The 18,316-nt window shown below is 64.0% G+C and carries 17 protein-coding genes and 1 tRNA gene; 9 read left to right on the top strand and 9 right to left on the bottom strand.

The features are described 5' to 3' along the window. Positions 1-111: 111 nt before the first annotated feature. Both IPK75_14180 and IPK75_14175 read left to right on the top strand, forming a co-directional pair. A complete protein-coding gene (locus IPK75_14180) occupies positions 112-879 on the top strand; it encodes an NAD kinase (GenBank protein ID MBK8199497.1) in 768 nt (255 codons plus the stop codon). A gap of 75 nt (positions 880-954) precedes the next feature. Next, positions 955-1,515, top strand: a complete 561-nt coding sequence (locus IPK75_14175; GenBank protein MBK8199496.1) for an Hpt domain-containing protein — start codon at positions 955-957, stop codon at positions 1,513-1,515. On the opposite strand, the gene IPK75_14170 is transcribed toward IPK75_14175, so the two are convergent. Beyond that, the gene (locus tag IPK75_14170) at positions 1,516-2,322 is read right to left on the bottom strand and encodes an NUDIX hydrolase (GenBank protein MBK8199495.1); all 807 of its coding nucleotides are present in this window, start codon (positions 2,320-2,322) and stop codon (positions 1,516-1,518) included. It lies immediately after the preceding gene. Positions 2,323-2,437: 115 nt separating this feature from the next. On the opposite strand from IPK75_14170, the gene IPK75_14165 reads away from it, so the two are divergent. Next, complete coding sequence (locus tag IPK75_14165; GenBank protein MBK8199494.1) at positions 2,438-3,118, top strand: EAL domain-containing protein; 681 nt, start codon at positions 2,438-2,440, stop codon at positions 3,116-3,118. A 2-nt stretch (positions 3,119-3,120) separates the two neighbouring features. On the opposite strand, the gene IPK75_14160 is transcribed toward IPK75_14165, so the two are convergent. Both IPK75_14160 and IPK75_14155 read right to left on the bottom strand, forming a co-directional pair. Beyond that, positions 3,121-4,275 (bottom strand): DUF2336 domain-containing protein, encoded by a 1,155-nt coding sequence (locus IPK75_14160; GenBank protein MBK8199493.1) that lies wholly within the window; start codon positions 4,273-4,275, stop codon positions 3,121-3,123. Between the two features lie 156 nt (positions 4,276-4,431). Next, positions 4,432-5,769: a trigger factor gene (locus IPK75_14155; GenBank protein MBK8199492.1), complete on the bottom strand. Its 1,338-nt coding sequence runs from the start codon at positions 5,767-5,769 to the stop codon at positions 4,432-4,434. A gap of 204 nt (positions 5,770-5,973) precedes the next feature. Between IPK75_14155 and IPK75_14150 the strand changes: the two genes are divergently transcribed. Together IPK75_14150 and IPK75_14145 are read left to right on the top strand one after the other, a co-directional pair. Continuing rightward, positions 5,974-6,058 (top strand) — tRNA-Leu (locus tag IPK75_14150). Between the two features lie 104 nt (positions 6,059-6,162). Then, positions 6,163-7,203: a hypothetical protein gene (locus tag IPK75_14145; protein MBK8199491.1), complete on the top strand. Its 1,041-nt coding sequence runs from the start codon at positions 6,163-6,165 to the stop codon at positions 7,201-7,203. 6 nt (positions 7,204-7,209) lie between these two features. Here the strand turns inward: IPK75_14145 and IPK75_14140 are convergent, their stop codons facing one another. Genes IPK75_14140 through IPK75_14130 form a run of 3 tightly spaced genes read right to left on the bottom strand, consistent with a single transcriptional unit; the run spans position 7,210 to position 9,995 of the window. Beyond that, positions 7,210-8,655, bottom strand: coding sequence for an NAD(P)H-hydrate dehydratase (locus IPK75_14140; GenBank protein ID MBK8199490.1), 1,446 nt, complete (start codon positions 8,653-8,655; stop codon positions 7,210-7,212). Positions 8,656-8,664: 9 nt separating this feature from the next. Beyond that, positions 8,665-9,204, bottom strand: a complete 540-nt coding sequence (locus IPK75_14135; protein MBK8199489.1) for a histidine phosphatase family protein — start codon at positions 9,202-9,204, stop codon at positions 8,665-8,667. After that, a complete protein-coding gene (locus tag IPK75_14130) occupies positions 9,201-9,995 on the bottom strand; it encodes a hypothetical protein (protein ID MBK8199488.1) in 795 nt (264 codons plus the stop codon). Before IPK75_14130 ends, IPK75_14135 begins: the two co-directional genes overlap by 4 nt. Before the next feature lie 239 nt (positions 9,996-10,234). Between IPK75_14130 and IPK75_14125 the strand changes: the two genes are divergently transcribed. From IPK75_14125 to IPK75_14115, 3 genes are all read left to right on the top strand, one after another. Beyond that, entirely contained in the window at positions 10,235-10,573 is a 339-nt protein-coding gene (locus tag IPK75_14125; GenBank protein ID MBK8199487.1) for a P-II family nitrogen regulator, read from the top strand. Positions 10,574-10,642: 69 nt separating this feature from the next. Continuing rightward, positions 10,643-12,046, top strand: coding sequence for a type I glutamate--ammonia ligase (glnA, locus tag IPK75_14120; GenBank protein MBK8199486.1), 1,404 nt, complete (start codon positions 10,643-10,645; stop codon positions 12,044-12,046). Positions 12,047-12,201: 155 nt separating this feature from the next. Then, on the top strand, positions 12,202-13,050 hold the full coding sequence (locus tag IPK75_14115; GenBank protein MBK8199485.1) for a metallophosphoesterase family protein: 849 nt from the start codon (positions 12,202-12,204) through the stop codon (positions 13,048-13,050). Between the two features lie 50 nt (positions 13,051-13,100). Here IPK75_14115 and clpX read toward each other — a convergent pair whose 3' ends face one another. The 3 genes from clpX to IPK75_14100 all read right to left on the bottom strand — a co-directional run bounded on the left by clpX (position 13,101) and on the right by IPK75_14100 (position 16,364). Beyond that, positions 13,101-14,363: an ATP-dependent Clp protease ATP-binding subunit ClpX gene (gene clpX, locus IPK75_14110; GenBank protein ID MBK8199484.1), complete on the bottom strand. Its 1,263-nt coding sequence runs from the start codon at positions 14,361-14,363 to the stop codon at positions 13,101-13,103. A 126-nt stretch (positions 14,364-14,489) separates the two neighbouring features. Continuing rightward, positions 14,490-15,113, bottom strand: coding sequence for an ATP-dependent Clp protease proteolytic subunit (locus tag IPK75_14105; protein ID MBK8199483.1), 624 nt, complete (start codon positions 15,111-15,113; stop codon positions 14,490-14,492). Between the two features lie 165 nt (positions 15,114-15,278). Next, positions 15,279-16,364 carry an alpha/beta hydrolase gene (locus tag IPK75_14100; protein MBK8199482.1) on the bottom strand — a complete coding sequence of 362 codons (1,086 nt, stop codon included), beginning with the start codon at positions 16,362-16,364 and terminating at the stop codon, positions 15,279-15,281. Positions 16,365-16,567: 203 nt separating this feature from the next. Between IPK75_14100 and IPK75_14095 the strand changes: the two genes are divergently transcribed. Next, entirely contained in the window at positions 16,568-18,307 is a 1,740-nt protein-coding gene (locus IPK75_14095) for a M28 family peptidase (protein MBK8199481.1), read from the top strand. Positions 18,308-18,316 lie beyond the last annotated feature (9 nt).

Below are 18,316 nucleotides of genomic sequence, written 5' to 3'. Positions count from 1 at the left end.
CCGATCTGGAGCGGGGGCGCCAGATGAAGGTGACGCGCGTGTCAGGTTCGTGATTCCCGGCTGGCGCGCCTCGCCTTGACGCCGCGGACAAAGCATTTGCACATGCCGCCCATGGCCGACCTGAAACTTGCTTTCTTTGCCTCCAAACGCCCCGAAGCCCAGCAGGCGATGCCGGTGCTGGTGGCGCGGTATGGCAACGTGCCGGAAGATGAAGCCGACGTCGTCGTGGCGCTGGGCGGAGACGGCGCCATGCTCGACACGCTGCGGCGGCGTTTCGCCGACAACAAGCCGGTCTATGGCATGAACCTCGGCACCATCGGCTTCCTGATGAACGAGTACAATGTCGACGGCCTGCCGGACCGCATCAACGCGGCGGAGCGGGCCAGCCTGACACCGCTGCGGATGCTGGCGGTCGATGTGCACGGCACGGAGCACCGGGCGCTGGCCATCAACGAAGTGTCGCTTCTGCGGCAGACGGCGCAGTCTGCGCGCCTGCGCATCGCGGTCGATGGACGTGTACGGATGGGCGAGCTGGTGTGCGACGGGATCATGGTCGCCACCCCGGCGGGCTCGACCGCGTATAACCTGTCGGCCCACGGGCCCATCCTGCCGATCGGCGCCAACATGCTGGCGCTGACGCCAGTGAGCGCGTTCCGGCCGAGGCGCTGGCGCGGCGCGCTGCTGCGCCACGATGCGCGGGTGGACATCGAAATCCTCGCCCCTGACCGGCGGCCGGTTTCCGCCTCGGCGGACAACCAGGAAGTGCGGGACATCGTTCGCGTTTCAGTCGATGCTGACCATGCGCGCCGGCTGACGCTGTTGTTCGATCCGGGCCATGCGCTGGACGAGCGGATCCTGACCGAGCAGTTTGCCTACTAGCGCCTCTGAGGGGCTGTCAGTCGAATATTAAGGCTTTTCCATTTACCTCGACGGGTCAAATGCGAGGCCTGATTCATGCTCGGAAAACTGTTCGCGAAAGCCAACTTGTCGGCGTCCAGCAATCGCCGCTCCAGCCAGCCACTGCCAACGCCAGACATTTCGCGCGTGATCAAGACGCACGCGCCGGTTTACCAGGCGCCGCTCACGCAAGAGGAAGCCGACGTGCTCGCCGACGATGCCGAGCGCGCCGTCGAGAACCTGTCAGAACAGTTTGAAGCCTGGATGCGGCGCGACCTCGAATCGCTGCGCGACAGATGGGCCGAAGCCCAATCGCCTGACGCCACTGCCGAGGACTATCGCCGCCTGTACACAGCGGCGCACAATATCACAGGCGCGGCGCCGTCGTATGGCTATCCGGCCGTTTCACGCCTCAGCCGTTCGCTGTGCCTGTTGCTGTCGCAGACCCGGCCGGGCGAAAACGCGCCCCTGATCAACCTGCATGTGGAAGCTTGCCGGGCTGCCATCGCAGCCGGTCCGGAAGGCGATGCGAGCCATTCGGTGGCTGACGCCGTATGCGATGCGCTGGAGCGGCGCGTGACGGCGCGGATTGCCGGCGAAGACCGCGCAGCGGGCTGATCAGACTTTCACGTTCGAGAGCAGTTCGACGGTCTGTCCGTACCCGGCTTCTTCCGGAATGTAGAGGCATGCCTGCCCGTCGTCCGTCTTGCCGGGACGCGGCAGGACGCTGACCACGGGTTCTGCGCCAAACGTCTTCACCGCCATGTCGACAGACGATGCCTTGGCGAGCTTCACCAGGTTCATCCGTGTCGGGAAAATGATTGTCGCGCGGCCGTCACGTTCCTGCGCGAGCGCGTCGTCGGCCGAGAGCCAGACGGCGTCGGTCGTCTCGCGCCCGTCATGGGCGGCAATCTGCCGAGCCGGCGCGGGCGCCAGGTAGAAGTGCGTGTCGAACCGCTTGGGCATCATGATCGGCGTGATCCAGTGTCCGAAGTGAACGAGACTGTCGAGCGCGAGGACGAGATCGTTTGCCCGCATCAGCTCGAGGAATGACTCCTCGCCCCGGTCGACCGCTGCGCGGAACGGGCTGAGCTTGTCGGCGATCTCGGCGTCGACCAGTGCGGCGCCAGGCCCGCGGGCAGACCGGTGACGGGCGATGACGAGGCCGGACTCTTCGTAGGCCTCACGGATTGCCGAAATGCGCGCGTCCTGCTGCACAGGGCCGTAGTCGCCGTCGGTCCAGTCGTCCCAGCCGGGGCTGGCATCCGTGGCATTCGCCTTGCCGCCCGGAAAAACCAGCGCGCCCGCAGCAAAATCGATTTCGTAGTGGCGTTTCACCATCAGCACTTCGGGCTTCGGCGCGGCGTCCCGCAGCAGCAGGATAGTCGCGGAAAGCCGGGGTTCAGCGGGAACTCGTTCAGTCATGGTGGCCAAAGTCCTTAAAATTTCCGGGAAAACTGACCCGCCCTCTGCGCGTCATGTTCAACTCCAACCGTTAGGGAAGGCAAGAGCCCGACATGCGACGCAAAGAGGATATCCGATGCGCCCCTTCCCTCGCCCGAATACCAGCCTTGTGCGCCCGTCGCAGGCGCCGGCCGTCCGCTTCAAGCAGGTCGTGCACCTGCTGGGCGGCGATTCGCTTGGCCTGGTCGCCGATGAGCCGATCGAGTTCGAAGAGCGCGTTTCGTTCGGGCCTGCCTCGGCGACGGACCTGCCCAGCGCGGCAAAATGGATGGCCGGACGGCTGGAGCGGGTTGCCACGGCAGCCTGCGCGCAGGAAATGCCGCACCGGCCGATCCTCGTCGCCGCGCCGATGGCAAGCCTCGCCGATCCCGACACGGCGGTTGCGTGCGATGCAGCCGTGCGCCGGACGATCCTCTGCCAGCAGGAATTCTGCCTGATGTTCACGGATTCCGCCTTCTCGGGCGATCCGGCAGACAGCACGTCCCGGATTGCGCGCCTGCGCCGCGCCGGTTTCCGCGTCGGGGTGGACATGCGCCATTCGTGGCAGACACCGCTGACCGAAAGCTTCCGTATCCTGATCGATACGATCCGCGTGGATGCAGACGCCCTGGAGGTTTCGAACGAACTCTGCGACGTGGCGCAACTCGCCAAGGCAGCCGGCATTCTGGTCGTCGCCGATCATGCCAGCTGGCGCGACGGCGACTATCTCGACGCGATAGGTGTTGCTGGCGCGATTGCGCCGTCCGCTGACGCCTGACTTCAGGCTGCGTCGGTGCCTTCGTCTTCGCGGGCTGCCATTTCCGAATAATAGTCGAGCTTGTCGAGCAGGTAGTCGAGGTCTTCCTTGGGGATCGCCTGGAACTGCGTGAGTACGCGCTCGATCATCCGTGCACGGAACCTTGCCCGATCATTCTGGCCGCCGTCATGCTGGGTCTCGTGGAAGACGTTCACCGCCGCCTTGAACGCGGGCAGCATCTTGCGCGGCAGGCCGGCACGGTCGAACACCGCCTGGAGCCCGAGGGGGCCGGCATCGTGGATCATCAGCCAGACGCGCTGGTGGGCAACGCCTGACAGTTCGGCCAGCGCATGCTCGACGAAGCGCATCTGTCCGCAGCACAGCGCGCGCATGATCAGCGAGTTCGACAGGCGGCCGTTGAGGTTCAGCTGGGTGACAAATCGCGGCAGGTCGTTGCTGCGGCCAGCCTGTTCGACGAGATCGACCGTTGCGCGCTCCCGCGCGCTGGCTGCGAGGTCGATTGCGAGCTGGGCCGGCAGCTCGTGACGGTTCACCAGGATGTCGAACAACTGCCCCGAAACCAGCGACACCATCTTCTCGGCGATATGGGTTGGGATGAAGTCGCGCCGGATCAGGCCGGACTGGACGATCTCGTCCTTGCCGAAACGGCGGAGGGTGTCGTCGAAGGCCTTGTCGGTCCACTCGGCGCCGCGGTTCGCGGCGAGCGCCCGCACGGCTTCGACGGCGCCGCTCTCGGAGATGACTTCGGTGACGGTAATCGACAGCGCGTCGCGGTTGGCGATCGCGGCCTGCTTGGCGGCCGAGACGGCGAGCACCAGCTCGACCAGGTCTTCGTCGGTGAGTACCGGCGAATCCTGCAGGATGGGGATGGCGACCGCCTCGATGTCGGCTGCCAGCTTCAGCGCGATTTCGCGCGGCAGGATGGGGGATGAGCGCAGCGTGACGGCCAGCGTGCGCCGGACGAGATCGGCGGCGTCTTCGGCGAGGATGCCGATGATTTCCTCGGCAAACGCCTTTTCCTTGTCGGTGAGCACGTCGAGCGCAATGCGGCGGCACAGCCGGTGCGCCACAGAGGCGCGCTGCTCGGGCGTTTCGCCGCGCATCAGGCGGAGGATGTCTTCCTCGGTCAGCTGGGGGCGTATGCTCTGGACCGTCATGGGCGGCGTAATCCTCAGATTCGGGTATCGCTCCGAACTTGCCGGTGATCTGGTTAATACCGGTTTACCAAGACGGCCCTGCCTGCATCTGCGGCCATGAAAAAGCCGGCCCGGTAGGACCGGGCCGGCTTCTGGTTTTTCGAATGAAGTCAGCGCTTAAGCGTCATCTTCCTTGAACAGGTCGTCGCGCGAAACCGTGGTTTCCTCGACCGTGGCGACCGACAGGATGTGGTCGACGACCTTGTCTTCGTAGATCGGCGCGCGCAGCTGGGCCATGGCGCCCGGGTTCTTCTGGAAGAACTGGACGACTTCACGCTCCTGCCCCGGATACTGGCGGGCTTCACGGATGAGGGCCTGGTTCACTTCCTGCTCGGTGATGCGGACGTCCGAGATGCGGCCCATTTCGGCCAGCACAAGGCCGAGACGCACGCGGCGTTCGGCGATCTTGCGGTACTCGGCTTTCAGATCGTCTTCCGGCTTCGACTTGTCTTCGGCGGTGACGCGGCCGGCATCCATTTCAGCCTGCAGCTGTTGCCAGATCTGGTTGAACTCCTGCTCCACCATGCCTTGCGGCAGGTCGAAGCTGTGAGCGGCATCGAGCTTGTCGAGCAAGTCGCGCTTGGCCTTGGCGCGCGACGCGTTGTTGTGCTCGGCGGCGAGCTGGTCGCGCACGAGGCCGCGCAGCTGCTCGAGGCTTTCGAGGCCGAGGCCCTTGGCGAACTCTTCATCGACTTCCGGCGTCTTCGGTGCGCGCACTTCGTGGACTTTCGTCTCGAACACCGCGGCTTTGCCGGCGAGATTGGCGGCCTGGTAGTCTTCCGGGAAGGTGACGTTCAGGTCTTTCGTGTCGCCTGCCTTGACGCCCAGCAGCTGCTCTTCGAAGCCGGGGATGAAGCGGTTTGCACCGAGGACGACCGATTGCTGTTCGGCCGCGCCGCCTTCGAAGGCCTCGCCGTCGATCTTGCCGACGAAATCGATCACGACCGCGTCGCCATCGACCGCTTCGGCGCCTTCTTCGCGCGGCTCGTATTTCGTGTTCTGGCTGGCGATCCGGCCGAGCGACTCGTCGATCTGCTCGTCGGTCACTTCGGCGACCGGCCGCGAAATCGTCAGGCTGGCGGCCTCGACCGGGGTGAACTCCGGCATCACGTCGACGTGCATGTGATAGGAAAGGTCAGCCTCACCCTTCACGACTTTCTCGATGTCGCCTTCCATGTGGACGTTCGGCTGGCCGGCGGGGCGCAGCGAATTGTCTTCCAGGGCTTTCTGGTTGGTCTCGTTGACCAGCTTGTCGATCATCTCGCCCATCAGGTCGCGGCCGTACATCTTGCGCACATGCGCCGCCGGCACCTTGCCCGGACGGAAGCCCTTGAGGCGCATCGTCGGGCGGATCTCCTCGATCCGCTGGTCCAGTTTTGCCTGCAGTTCGCTGGCGGTAACCTTCACCGCAAAAGTGCGGCTGAGACCTTCTGCCTTGGTCTGAGTGACTTCCATGTCCACGTCTTTCGTCAATGAAGCATCGCCGGGGGTGCCGCCTGGGGCCCCGGATACGCTGAATCCTGCCTGAAGCGGCGGCTTATGTCATACAGGACAGGCCCTGTCCACGCCGCGTGGCGGGCGAGTGCAGCTGGCCGCAGACCCCCTGTCGCGGCAGGCGATTGCCCCGGGCGGATGCCTCGCGTAAGAGGCGCGGGACGTGCGGATGTGGCGGAATTGGTAGACGCACTGGATTTAGGTTCCAGCGCCGTAAGGTGTGGAGGTTCGAGTCCTCTCATCCGCACCAGTCAAATCAGCCGATTGCGGCGAATACTGATGCCTCCACGTCAGCCTTGCACCCCTGCCCGCGCGTGGCATGCTCTCGCCTGAAACGAGACCGGGAGACGCATCATGGCCGCTGCAGCAGAAGGTTTTCAGGTCCGCCTCCTGCCCGAGGACGAGTACCCGCACGATCCGGGCACCGCCGAGAACTACAACGAGAGCATGTATTTCAACGTGTTCGACGCGGGCAAACGGGCCGGCGCCTGGTTCCGGATCGGCAACCGCCCGAACCAGAAGTATGCCGAGATGTCGATGTGTGTGTATTTTCCGGACGGCCGGGTCGGATTCATGTTCGCGCGGCCGGCCATCAGCGGCAACGAGGAAATGAATGCCGGCGGCCTGAAGATCGAAGTGGTCGAGCCGTTCAAGACGCTGCGTGTGACTTATACCGGTGAGCTTCTGGTGATGAAGGAGCCGTTGCAGATGGCGGATCCGAAAGCGGCCTTCCGGAGCAATCCGCGCCTGCCCTGCCGCATGGACATCACCTACACGGGCTTGTCGCCGATGTATGGCGGCGAAGTGTTGAAGGCCGACGGATCGGCAATCGAGGTCGATCCCGAGAAGTCATTCGCGAAGGCCCACTACGAGCAGCACTGCGCCGCGAAAGGCTACATCGAGTGCGACGGCGTTCGTCTTGACCTTGACGGACATGGGCTGCGCGACAAGTCATGGGGTCCGCGGCACTGGCAGGCCATCGAATGGTATCGCTGGTGCCCGATGAATTTCGGCCCGGACTTCGGCATGATGTTCAACGTGATGAGCGACGGCAAGGGCGGCGCACGGCCCAGCGGCATGGTCTACCGGGACGGAATCTATGACGACATCATCGAATGCGAGCTGAGCAGCAATTGGGACGAGAACGAGTACCAGACCGACCTGTCGGCGAAGATCAGGACGAAGGGCGGGAAGAGCTACTCCGTGAGCGGACGGGTGCTGTCGCTGATCCCGCTACGCAACCGGCGGGTTGCGCCTGATGGTCAGGAGCTGACCACCCGTATCACCGAAGCGATGACCGAGTACCGGTGCGACGGGAAAGTTGGCTATGGCATGAGCGAATACCTCGACCAGATCGTCGACGGACGACCCCTCGGGCGGCTCATGGGTCACTGACGGCGGCTAGCCGGCCAGTTCGCCGTGCAGCGCACTGAGAATGTCCGGCAGTTGCATTTGCAGGTCTTCGGCGATCAGTCCCGCCCCGATGCGGCGGCCGGCCTCTCCGTGGATCCATGTGGCCATCGCCGCGGCGATGAAAGTGTCGACACCTTGCGCCATGAATCCGGCGAGGATGCCGGCCAGAACGTCCCCCGAGCCGGCCGTCGCGAGCCAGCGGGTGGCGTGGGTGTTGACGATGGCGTGGCCGGTTGGCGCTGCGATGACGGTGTCGGCGCCTTTCACGACGACGACGCAGCCGGCCTTGGCCGACGCTGCTCGGGCCGCTTCGATCTTGTTGGGCGCGGTTTCGAGCAGGTCGCCGAACAGTCGCTGGAATTCGCCGGTGTGCGGCGTCAGCACGTCGCCGGGCCGAAGCTGTGCGAACAGGGCCGACGCATCCTCCGCGAACACCGTCAGCGCGTCCGCGTCCAGCACGCAGCGCGCCGGAGACTTCAGCAGCGTCGCGACATAGCCGCGCGTCTGCGGCGTCACGCCGGCGGCCGGGCCGATGACAACGACGCTTGCGCTGGTGGCTGCCTCGGCGAGGCTCTCTGCTCCGTCCACGGATGACAGCATGACGGCGGTCAGGTGGGTGGCATTGACCATCAGCGCCGATGGGGGCGAAAGGAGCGTGACGAGGCCCGCGCCCGCGCGCAGGCCGGCCTTGGCCGCGAGGCGCGCTGCGCCGGTCGATGAGGGCCCGCCGCTGACCACCTTCAGATGTCCGCGCCGGTGCTTGTAGTCGCCCTGCCCTGGCTGTGGCAGCGCGGGCGCCCACAACGCCGGACTGTTTTCGACTACCGTTGACTGAACGGGAATACCGATATCGGCGACCATCACGCCGCCGCAATAGGCGGCAGCGGGCAGCAGCACGTGCGCCGGCCGCAGCGCGGCGAAGGTGATCGTGCCCTCGGCGCGGAAACACGGGCCAAGCGGGCGCGCCGCCGCGCCATCGATACCCGATGGCACGTCAACGGAAACCACCCGCGCCGGGCGTTCAGCCAGTGCCGCCGCAGCGCCCTCCAGCGGGCGCGACAGACCGCCGCCGTAAAGCGCGTCGAGCACCAGTTCGTGGGGCGCCGTCAGCGCCTCCTCAAGGGTGCCGACCGGGCCTTCCCAGAGCGCGGCGGCCCTGGCGGCGTCGCCTTTCAGCTCGGCCACTGGAACAACGCAATACACCTGCACCTTGCGCCAGAGTTTCGCCAGCGCGGCGGCGGCTACGAACCCATCGCCGCCATTCCCGCCCGGGCCGCACAGGACCTGGATGTCGCCTTCCGGCCAGTGCGCGTGCACGAATTCGGCAACCGCCTCGCCGGCGCGCTGCATGACGGAAAAGCTGTCGGTGCCCGCATCGAAAATCGCCTGCTCAGCGCGGCGCATTTCCTGCGGTGTAAGGATAGGTCTGCCCATGCGGGCAGCTCATAGCACGCGGGTTGCGGATTCGCTTCCGTATTCTGCCACGCGCAACTGGCCATCACGGCGCTCGAGCCGGGTGACCGAGCAGTGCCCCGGGCGGAACACGGTGACACGGTCATCGCCTTCGAGCAGGCCGCAAAGGGCGTTGATGGCCACGAAGTGACTGAACACCACGGTTTCATCTGGCAATGCTGACACGCACGCGCCGAGCGCAGTGCGCCAGTCCAAATAGGTCGGGCCTGCAGCCGTCCACGTGCCCGTCATCAGGCCGCTCAACCACTCACGCCGGTCCGGCGTGCCGGCGGGCGCAACGATTTCCGAGACCTCGGGCACGATGCGCGGCGTCAGGCTGCGGGCGCGGGCGAACGGCATGGAGGTTTCGCGGCAACGCTGCATCGGACTGCAGATTGCGGAAGAGGCGCCGAGCGATTCGAGGATCTGCGCCACCGCTTCGGCCTGCGCCTTGCCAAGATCGCTGAGACCCGGATCCGGATGGTCGCCCCACCCGGCCGCCGCTTCCCCGTGCCGGACGAGATAGATCACGCCGCGACCGCGTCGGTCGACATCACCTGCGGCTGCAGCGTGGGCGTGTAGCCGTGCTGCGTCAGGAGCGCGAGAGTTTCCTTGTAGATGACTGGCGGCGCGATTCCGAGACGTGCACGGGCGGCTTCGAGCGGCTCGTGCATCAGCGCGACAATATCCTGCTGGATGATGCGCTGGGCGGCCGCGCCGTTGCGCTTGCCTTCCCAGAAGCAATCCATGATGCGCGCACCTTTCGGGGCGTGCCTGGCGATGGTGCGGCAACCCATGAAGGAGATGAAGATCACGCCGAGCCCCGGCTGCTGGCTGTAGGTGAACGCAAGCAGCGAGGCTTCGCCCAGCGCGTCGCGGTTGTAGCCGGAGAGCACGTGGAAGAGATCGTGCGTATCGCGCAGGCGGTTGCCATACCAGAGCATGTCGTCGTCGTGTTCCTGCACCTTGTTGCGGAACTTCATGCTCTCATCGACGAGCCCCTGTGCGCTGAGCCCCTCGCGCTCCATGAACTCCACATACGCGCGCCCGACCGTGCCTTCGGGCATGGCACGGATCCAGGTGTGGTCGTCCAGCAGCGGCGGCAGGTACGGCTTTTCGGCGAGCAGCTTCTGGCCGGCTTCGGTCGCAGCGAAAGCCCAGAAATTCTGTTCGAAGGATTTGCCGTTCAGCGCTTCGATGATGTGGAAGACCTGCTCGGTGTCTTCCTTGTCAGCGATCAGCTTCTGCATGTGGTTCCAAGCCTTAAGGGGGCGGAATTTTGCAGCGCGGCGATCGGGATGGACGAAGGGCTGAACGGTCATTGGCGGTCTCCGGATACTGCCGCCCGTGTAGCATGCAGGCCCAACAGTGAAAAGTGACGCAGGCGTCATTTTCTCCATTTTGGGGGCGAGAATGGCTGCCTAATCGTTAGGCAGGGGCGCTCAATAATTTACCATGAGCCGCGCAGCCAGCCCGACTCCCGCGTCTGGCCCTCGCCTAGCCCGGCAACACCTCATACGCACGATTGAAATCTTAACCCGGCGGCTGGGGAGAACCACGCATGAAGAAGATCGAAGCTATCATCAAACCGTTCAAGCTCGACGACGTGAAGGAAGCCCTTCAGGAAATCGGCCTCCAGGGCATGACCGTAATCGAAGCCAAGGGCTTCGGTCGTCAGCGTGGCCATACCGAACTCTATCGCGGCGCGGAATATGTCGTCGACTTCCTCCCGAAGCTGAAGATCGAGGTCGTGCTCGCCGACAGCGCCGTGGAAGGCGCGGTTGAGGCGATCAAGAAAGCGGCCCACACGGACAAGATCGGGGATGGAAAGATCTTCGTTTCGGATGTTATCGACGCTGTGCGCATTCGTACCGGTGAAACCGGCGACGCCGCGCTCTAGACATGCCGACGGCGCTTTCGTGCGCCCTCCTATCAGACAGCACAAACAGCTCACCAGAAGGCAAAATCAATGGCTGATGAACTCTACAAGAAGATGAAGGAACAGGACGTCCAGTACGTCGATCTTCGCTTCACCGATCCGCGCGGCAAGATGCAGCACGTGACGTTCCACAAGGGCATGGTCGGTGAAGACTTCTTCTCCGAAGGCCAGATGTTTGACGGCTCGTCCGTCGCCGGCTGGAAGGCCATCAACGAATCCGACATGCTGCTGATGCCGGACCAGTCGACCGCGATCATCGATCCGTTCTTCCAGCAGACGACGCTCGCCGTCATGTGCGACGTGCTCGATCCGATCACCGGCCAGGCCTATAACCGCGATCCGCGCACCACAGCGAAGAAAGCCGAAGCCTATGTGAAGGCGTCGGGCATCGGCGACACCGTGTTCTTCGGTCCCGAGGCCGAGTTCTTCGTGTTCGACGACGTGCGCTGGTCGCTCGATCCGCACAATACCGGCTACAGCTTCGACTCGACCGAACTGCCTGTGAACACCGGCAAGCAGTATCCGATGGGCAACCTCGGCCACCGTCCGGGCCCGAAGGGCGGTTACTTCCCCGTTCCGCCGATCGACTCCGAGCAGGACATGCGCGGCGAAATGCTGACGATCATGGGTGAAATCGGCCTCGACCCCGAGAAACATCACCACGAAGTGGCGCCCGCCCAGCACGAGCTTGGCCTCAAGTTCTCGACGCTGACCGTGATGGCCGACCGCATGCAGCTCTACAAATACGTGATCCACAATGTGGCCGCGTCGTATGGCAAGACGGCGACCTTCATGCCGAAGCCGATGTACAAGGACAACGGCTCGGGCATGCACGTCCACCAGTCGATCTGGGGCAACGGCAAGCCGCTCTTCGCCGGCAACAAGTATGCCGACCTGAGCGACATGTGCCTCTATTATATCGGCGGCATCATCAAGCACGCGAAAGCGCTGAACGCGATCACCAACCCGTCGACGAACAGCTACAAGCGTCTCGTGCCGGGCTACGAAGCGCCGGTCATGCTCGCCTATTCGTCGCGCAACCGCTCGGCCTCGATCCGCATTCCGTTCGGCTCAAACCCGAAAGCGAAGCGCATCGAAGCCCGCTTCCCGGACCCGATGGCGAACCCCTACCTCGCCTTCGCCGCCCTGCTGATGGCTGGTCTCGACGGGATCGAGAACAAGATCCATCCGGGCGATGCAATGGACAAGGACCTGTACGACCTGCCGCCGGCCGAAGCCAAGGCGATCCCGCAGGTCTGCGGCTCGCTGCGTGAAGCGCTCAGCGCCCTCGATGCAGACCGCGCCTTCCTCAAGAAAGGCGGCGTGTTCGACGACGACCAGATCGACAGCTACATCGACCTCAAGATGGAAGAGAACATGCGCTTCGAACTCCATCCCCACCCGGTCGAGTTCGACATGTACTACAAGATGTAATTGGAACGGCTTAACGCCAGACCAATGTGGCCAGCATCTCCGGATGCTGGCCATTTCTTTGCCATCAAGGCAGACCAAGAGACCGCATGCTCAAGTTGCTGATCTTCTGGGGAAGCTTCGCGTGGTTTCCTTTTGCCCTCGTTTGCCTTGGGCTGATGCTCCGCCTGAAAGGGCGCGCGCGCCTCGCGGTCGCCGGCCTGCTGGTCGTCTCGCTGCCGCTCGCCTGGGCCCGGTTCGTCGAGCCGCACCTGCTGGTTGTCCACCGGGCGACGATCGCGCTGCCGGGCGCCACCGAAACGTCACCCAGCATCCGCATTGCACTGTTTTCCGACACGCATCTTGGCATCTTTCCGAGCGCCATGCCGCTGACCCGGATCGTCCGGCGGATCAATGCCGAACATGTAGACGGCGTGTTCCTGGCCGGAGACCTCAGCTATTGGCCGAGGACGGAGGATGTGCCCGAACTGTTTGCGCCGCTCGGCGATCTCGACGCGCCGCTGTACGCGGTGCTCGGCAATCATGATGTCGGCTATCCGGGCAATGACCTGACGGATGCGCTGATGGCGGCCTTGCAGGACGCCGGCGCGCTGATTCCGCAGAACCGCGCCTTCGACACGGAGCTGGGCGGCCACCGCGTGATCGTAGCCGGCGCATCCGACCTCTGGCAGCGGCGTCAGGATTTCGGGTTCTCCGCGAGCCTGCCGGAAGGCGTTCCGGTCCTTCTGCTGACCCACAACCCCGATACTGCGCTCTATGTGCCCGACAACTTTGCCTACGACCTCATGCTCGCCGGGCATACACATGGCGGCCAGCTGCGCGTTCCGTTCTTCTTCAAGCGCGTGATCCCGACCATCTGGGACTTCGACAGGGAGCTGCAGGTGTATCCCTCAGACGGCGGTGACCGGCTCGTCTACATCACCACGGGCACCGGCATGAGCAACCTGCCTTTGCGGTTCAACATGCCGCCGCGCATCGACATCCTGACGCTGCACTTGCCCGAATGAAAAAGCCCCGGCGCGAACCGGGGCTTCTTGATCGTTGATGCCAGGCGATCTCAGCCGGCTTCGGTCTGGGTCTTGTTGGCGTGCACGTAGAGCGGCTCGGCGTTGCCTTCCACCACTTCGGCATTGATCACGACTTCCTCGACACCGCGCAGGTTCGGCAGTTCGAACATCGTGTCGAGCAGGATGCCTTCCATGATCGAACGCAGACCGCGCGCGCCGGTCTTGCGACCTATGGCCTTGCGGGCCACCGCCACAAGCGCTTCCGGCGTGAAGGTCAGTGCAACGCTCTCCATGTCGAACAGCTTCTGGTACTGCTTGAGGAGCGCGTTCTTCGGCTGGGTCAGGATCTGGATGAGGGCTTTCTCGTCGAGGTCTTCCAGCGTTGCGATGACCGGCAGACGGCCGATGAATTCAGGGATCAGACCGAACTTCTGCAGGTCTTCCGGCTCGGTGCCGCGCAGGGTTTCGCCAACGCCTTTTTCATTCGCGTCCTTGATGGCCGCGCCGAAACCGATCGAGGCGCTTTCGCCGCGCGCATTGATGATCTTCTCGAGACCCGCGAAGGCGCCGCCGCAGATGAACAGGATGTTCGTCGTGTCGACCTGCAGGAATTCCTGCTGCGGATGTTTCCGGCCACCCTGAGGCGGGACCGCCGCAACAGTGCCTTCCATGATTTTCAAGAGCGCTTGCTGCACCCCCTCGCCCGACACGTCGCGCGTGATCGAGGGGTTGTCAGACTTGCGGGAAATCTTGTCGATCTCGTCGATATAGACGATGCCGCGCTGGGCGCGCTCGACATTGTAGTCAGCCGCCTGGAGGAGCTTGAGGACGATGTTCTCGACATCCTCGCCGACATAGCCGGCTTCCGTGAGCGTCGTGGCATCCGCCATCGTGAACGGCACATCCAGGATGCGCGCCAGCGTCTGGGCGAGTAGCGTCTTGCCGCACCCGGTCGGGCCCACGAGCAGGATGTTGGATTTCGAGAGCTCCACCCCGTCCGCCTTGCCGGCGTGGGAAAGGCGCTTGTAGTGGTTGTGGACGGCGACAGAGAGGATGCGTTTGGCGTGGCGCTGGCCGATGACATAGTCATCCAGCACATCGCAGATCTCCTGCGGCGTCGGGACACCTTCACGGGACTTGATCGCGGAGGTCTTGTTCTCCTCGCGAATGATGTCCATGCAGAGTTCGACGCACTCGTCACAAATGAACACGGTCGGCCCAGCAATGAGCTTTTTCACCTCATGCTGGCTCTTTCCGCAGAAAGAGCAGTAGAGCGTATTCTTGGAGTCGCCGGAGCCGGTTTGCTTCGTCATAACTTCCTCAATGCCTCGAAACGCTTAACGCAGGCTTTAAAGCCCGCCGTGACGCGATCCGATGGTTTAAGTCTATAGTTGTTCGCCAAGCCTGCAAGGGGCGGGCCGCACGTGGCAAAATGCCGATTATTTCTCGTCTTCCGCGGTCCGGCGCTCGTAAACCTTGTCTACAATGCCGTATTCCATGGCCTGTTCGGCCGTCAGGAAGGTGTCCCGGTCCAAAGTCCGCTCGATGGTTTCGTAGGGCTGGCCCGTGTGGCGGACATAAATATTGTTAAGACGACGCTTCAATTCGATAATCTCTTCGGCATGGCGCTCGATGTCGGTTGCGACGCCCGAATAGCCGCCCGACGGCTGGTGAAGCATCACACGCGCGTTAGGCAGCGCGATGCGCATCCCCTTTTCCCCGGCGGCAAGCAGGAGCGAGCCCATTGAGGCGGCCTGGCCGATGCAGACCGTGGAAATCGGGCAGCGGACGTATTGCATGGTGTCGTAGATCGCCAGGCCGGACGAAACGTAACCGCCCGGGCTGTTGATATACATGGCAATTTCGCGCTTCGGGTTCTCGGATTCGAGGAACAGCAGCTGCGACGTGGTCAGAGCCGCCACGCCATCGTCGATGCCGCCGGTCACGAAGATGATCCGCTCTTTCAGCAGGCGCGAGAAGATGTCGAAGGCCCGCTCGCCCCGGCTGGTCTGCTCGACAACCATCGGCACAAGGTTGAGGGCGGTCTCATGGATATTGGACATCAAGGGAGCCTTTGAAATGACGGGCTGAATCGGTTGCCAACAGGATTGGCAGATGCCTGTATATTTGTCCACGCGACCGGCGCCACAAGGGGCCTACAGCTGTGGAAAGGCTTACTGCATCGGCGGCGGCTGTTCATCCACCGGCCGGCAGGTGAATGCCTTGCCTCAACAACCCGTCGGGCTCGTCTTGATTTCGGCCATCTGCAGGCACGGGTGGCGGAAAGGCCACTCGGTCTCGCCGCTCGGCATAGGCGCGGCGGGATCCTTCATGAAGGCGAGGTAGTCGGCGTGCACGCGCTCAGCCTGCAGGTCACGCAGCAACATGTGGTAGCCGTTGGGATAGTAGACCGTGCGCACGTTGGGCTGCAGCAGCTTCGCGACACGACGCACGCCATTTTCCGGCACCACGATGTCCTTCGCACCGTAGGACACCAGCACGGGCAGAGTCCGAGGCAGCCGCGCGGCTGCATCATTGGCGTGTTCCATGAGCGTGACGAGGCCGTAGACCGCGTCGATCCGGTTCTCATAGGTCATGTTGGGGTCCGACCAGGTCCGGCGCAGCATGGCGATGTTGTCCGAGGGCTCGATCTTGATCAAACCGGCCGGCGGCACGACGATCCAGCCGGGGTTCATGTGGGCCGATGCGTAGAGGCTGACCCGGTAGAGCGGGTTGATCGCGCCCCAGCCCCGCAGGCCGGGGCCAGAGAGGATAAGGCGGTCGGCCTTCGGCGGATCATCGGAACCAAAAGCGGTCATCGCGACCGACCCGCCCATGGAGATGCCAACAACCGTGATAATCGCATTCGGGTGACGCTTGCGGGCGACATCGACAGCCGTGCGCAGGTCCTGGCGCATCAGCTCTTCATCCGGCCAGAAGCCCTTGTTGGGGGAGCGGCCGAAGCCGCGCTGGTCGTAGGCGTAGGTGGTCACGCCCCTTGCCGCCCAGTAAGGCGCCGCCATGTGGAACGCGTTGGCATAATCGCTCATGCCGTGGACACCGACGACGACATATTCGGGATCGTCCGTGCCCTCGGCTGGCCAGACGGTGAGCCCCAGCTTCGCGCCGTCTGCCGCAATGAAGAGGTTCTGGTCCGGCAGGAACGCGGCCTCGACCGGTACGGCCGGTTTGAGGGCGCCGATGGTGACGGGGTGGGCGCAGGCCGGCAGGCACATCGCGCCGAACAGGGCAGCAAAGGCCCCCAGTGCGATGCGCGCGCGCTGGCTGATGCTGTCTGCAGCGGTTCTGAACATCCGACTCACCTCTATGGGGCGCAGGCGCCCGGTGTTTGACCTCTATAGAGTTTGCAGCTGAACGCACAGTGACAAGGCCTCAATCGCAGGGCGGCGACCAAATCGACCGGCGCTGCTTGATGCTCCCGGCGCGACGTGCCAGACCCTGCGCATCTGAAAATCAGGCCGGTCAACCGGCCCACATGACTCGCGGGGAACCCGACATGATCCTACGTTTTGCCCTACTGTCCGCCGCAGCCGCACTGACGCTGACGGCCTGTGCGCCGGATGCCGCCGTGCCGGCCGCCGAACCGGAAGTGCAGGCTGAAGAGCTGCTGCTGCCGCTTCCGGAAGCCACAACGCCGGAAATCACCGCTGCCGACCTGGCAGTGCGCATCAAGACGGTCGCTGATGACGCGTTCGAAGGGCGCGGCCCGTCGACGCCGGCCGGTGAAGCTTCGGCCGCCTGGATTGCCGCCGAAATGGCGCGTATCGGGCTTGAGCCCGGCGGCGACAACGGCACCTTCTTCCAGGAAGTGAAGATGGTGAACCAGACGGTCGACCCCGCCACTTCGGAGCTGGTGGTCACCTGGCCGGACGGCGACGAGCTGTCGCTCGCGATGAAGGACCAGGCCGTCTACTGGACCAAGCACCAGAATACCGACACGGTTTCCTTCGACCCAACCGATGTCGTGTTCGTCGGCTACGGCGCCGTGGCACCCGAGTACAACTGGAACGACTACGCAGGCCAAGACTACAAGGGCAAGACCGTCCTGATCCTTGTCAACGATCCCGGATATGCCACCGGTGATCCGGCGCTCTTCAATGGCCGCGCGATGACCTACTATGGCCGGTGGACTTACAAGTTCGAGGAAGCCGCACGCCAGGGCGCCACCGCGGCGCTCGTCATCCACGAGACCGAACCGGCGGCCTATGGCTGGGAAGTCGTGAGCGGCTCGTGGACAGGCGCGCAATCCGACCTCGTGCGTCCCGACGGCGGCGACAGCCGCGCGCAGCTCGAAGGCTGGATCACGCGCGATATGGCCGCGCAAATGTTCCAGAAGGCCGGCCTCGACTTCGAAGCCATGAAGACGGCGGCCAAGACGCCGGGCTTCAAGCCGGTCGCGCTTGATGGCCTGAAATTGCGTGCCAGCATTCACCAGACCATCGAGCCCGGCTCGAGCCGGAATGTGGTCGGCGTCATCCCCGGCACGACCAAGCCGGACGAATATGTTCTGTACACGGCCCACTGGGATCACCTCGGCAAGAAGACCGGTGAGAAGGCCGGCAAGGAAGGCCAGGATTTCTATGAGGACGACATCTTCAACGGCGCCGTCGACAACGCCACCGGCGTGGCGGCCCTGCTGGAGATTGCCGAGGCGATGAAAGCTGAAACGCTCGACCGGTCGGCCCTGTTCGTCTCTGTGACGCTGGAAGAGTCCGGCCTGCTTGGCTCTGCTTTCTACGCCGAGCAACCGACCGTGCCGCTGAACAAGATCGTGGCCGGCATAAACATCGATGGCGCGTTGCCGATCGGCCGGACCAAGGACATGGTGGTCGTGGGTTATGGTGCGTCTGAACTCGAGGATCGCCTCAAGGCGCTGCTCGCCGCAACCGGCCGCGAGATCAAGCCCGACCCGCGCCCCGAAGCCGGATCGTTCTACCGTTCGGACCATATCTCGTTCGCCAAGAAAGGCGTGCCGATGCTGTATGCTGATGGCGGCGACGACAAGCTGGAGGGTGGCATCGCGGCCGGCAAAGCTGCGGCGGCGGCCTACACAGCCGAGCGCTACCACAAGCCGATGGACGAGTATTCGGACAGCTGGGACCTCTCCGGCACCGAAGAAAACGTGAAGGTGTTGTTCGAACTCGGGCGCGACATCGCCAAGTCGGCTGACTGGCCGACATGGTATGCCGGTAACGAATTCGAAGCGACCCGCAAGGAAAGCCTCGGCCAGCAATAGGCACCAGGA

Source organism: Acidobacteriota bacterium (assembly GCA_016712445.1).
Taxonomy (GTDB): Bacteria; Pseudomonadota; Alphaproteobacteria; order Caulobacterales; family Hyphomonadaceae; genus Hyphomonas.
This window is presented reverse-complemented; position numbering and strand designations above follow the sequence as displayed.

Bases quoted from the DNA above. Each gene is read 5' to 3' on its own strand.
- IPK75_14180 (MBK8199497.1), top strand. From the start codon at position 112: ATGGCCGACCTGAAACTTGCTTTCTTTGCCTCCAAACGCCCCGAAGCC.
- IPK75_14175 (MBK8199496.1), top strand. From the start codon at position 955: ATGCTCGGAAAACTGTTCGCGAAAGCCAACTTGTCGGCGTCCAGCAAT.
- IPK75_14170 (MBK8199495.1), bottom strand. From the start codon at position 2,322: ATGACTGAACGAGTTCCCGCTGAACCCCGGCTTTCCGCGACTATCCTG.
- IPK75_14165 (MBK8199494.1), top strand. From the start codon at position 2,438: ATGCGCCCCTTCCCTCGCCCGAATACCAGCCTTGTGCGCCCGTCGCAG.
- IPK75_14160 (MBK8199493.1), bottom strand. From the start codon at position 4,275: ATGACGGTCCAGAGCATACGCCCCCAGCTGACCGAGGAAGACATCCTC.
- IPK75_14155 (MBK8199492.1), bottom strand. From the start codon at position 5,769: ATGGAAGTCACTCAGACCAAGGCAGAAGGTCTCAGCCGCACTTTTGCG.
- IPK75_14145 (MBK8199491.1), top strand. From the start codon at position 6,163: ATGGCCGCTGCAGCAGAAGGTTTTCAGGTCCGCCTCCTGCCCGAGGAC.
- IPK75_14140 (MBK8199490.1), bottom strand. From the start codon at position 8,655: ATGGGCAGACCTATCCTTACACCGCAGGAAATGCGCCGCGCTGAGCAG.
- IPK75_14130 (MBK8199488.1), bottom strand. From the start codon at position 9,995: ATGACCGTTCAGCCCTTCGTCCATCCCGATCGCCGCGCTGCAAAATTC.
- IPK75_14125 (MBK8199487.1), top strand. From the start codon at position 10,235: ATGAAGAAGATCGAAGCTATCATCAAACCGTTCAAGCTCGACGACGTG.
- glnA (MBK8199486.1), top strand. From the start codon at position 10,643: ATGGCTGATGAACTCTACAAGAAGATGAAGGAACAGGACGTCCAGTAC.
- IPK75_14115 (MBK8199485.1), top strand. From the start codon at position 12,202: ATGCTCCGCCTGAAAGGGCGCGCGCGCCTCGCGGTCGCCGGCCTGCTG.
- clpX (MBK8199484.1), bottom strand. From the start codon at position 14,363: ATGACGAAGCAAACCGGCTCCGGCGACTCCAAGAATACGCTCTACTGC.
- IPK75_14105 (MBK8199483.1), bottom strand. From the start codon at position 15,113: ATGTCCAATATCCATGAGACCGCCCTCAACCTTGTGCCGATGGTTGTC.
- IPK75_14100 (MBK8199482.1), bottom strand. From the start codon at position 16,364: ATGTTCAGAACCGCTGCAGACAGCATCAGCCAGCGCGCGCGCATCGCA.
- IPK75_14095 (MBK8199481.1), top strand. From the start codon at position 16,568: ATGATCCTACGTTTTGCCCTACTGTCCGCCGCAGCCGCACTGACGCTG.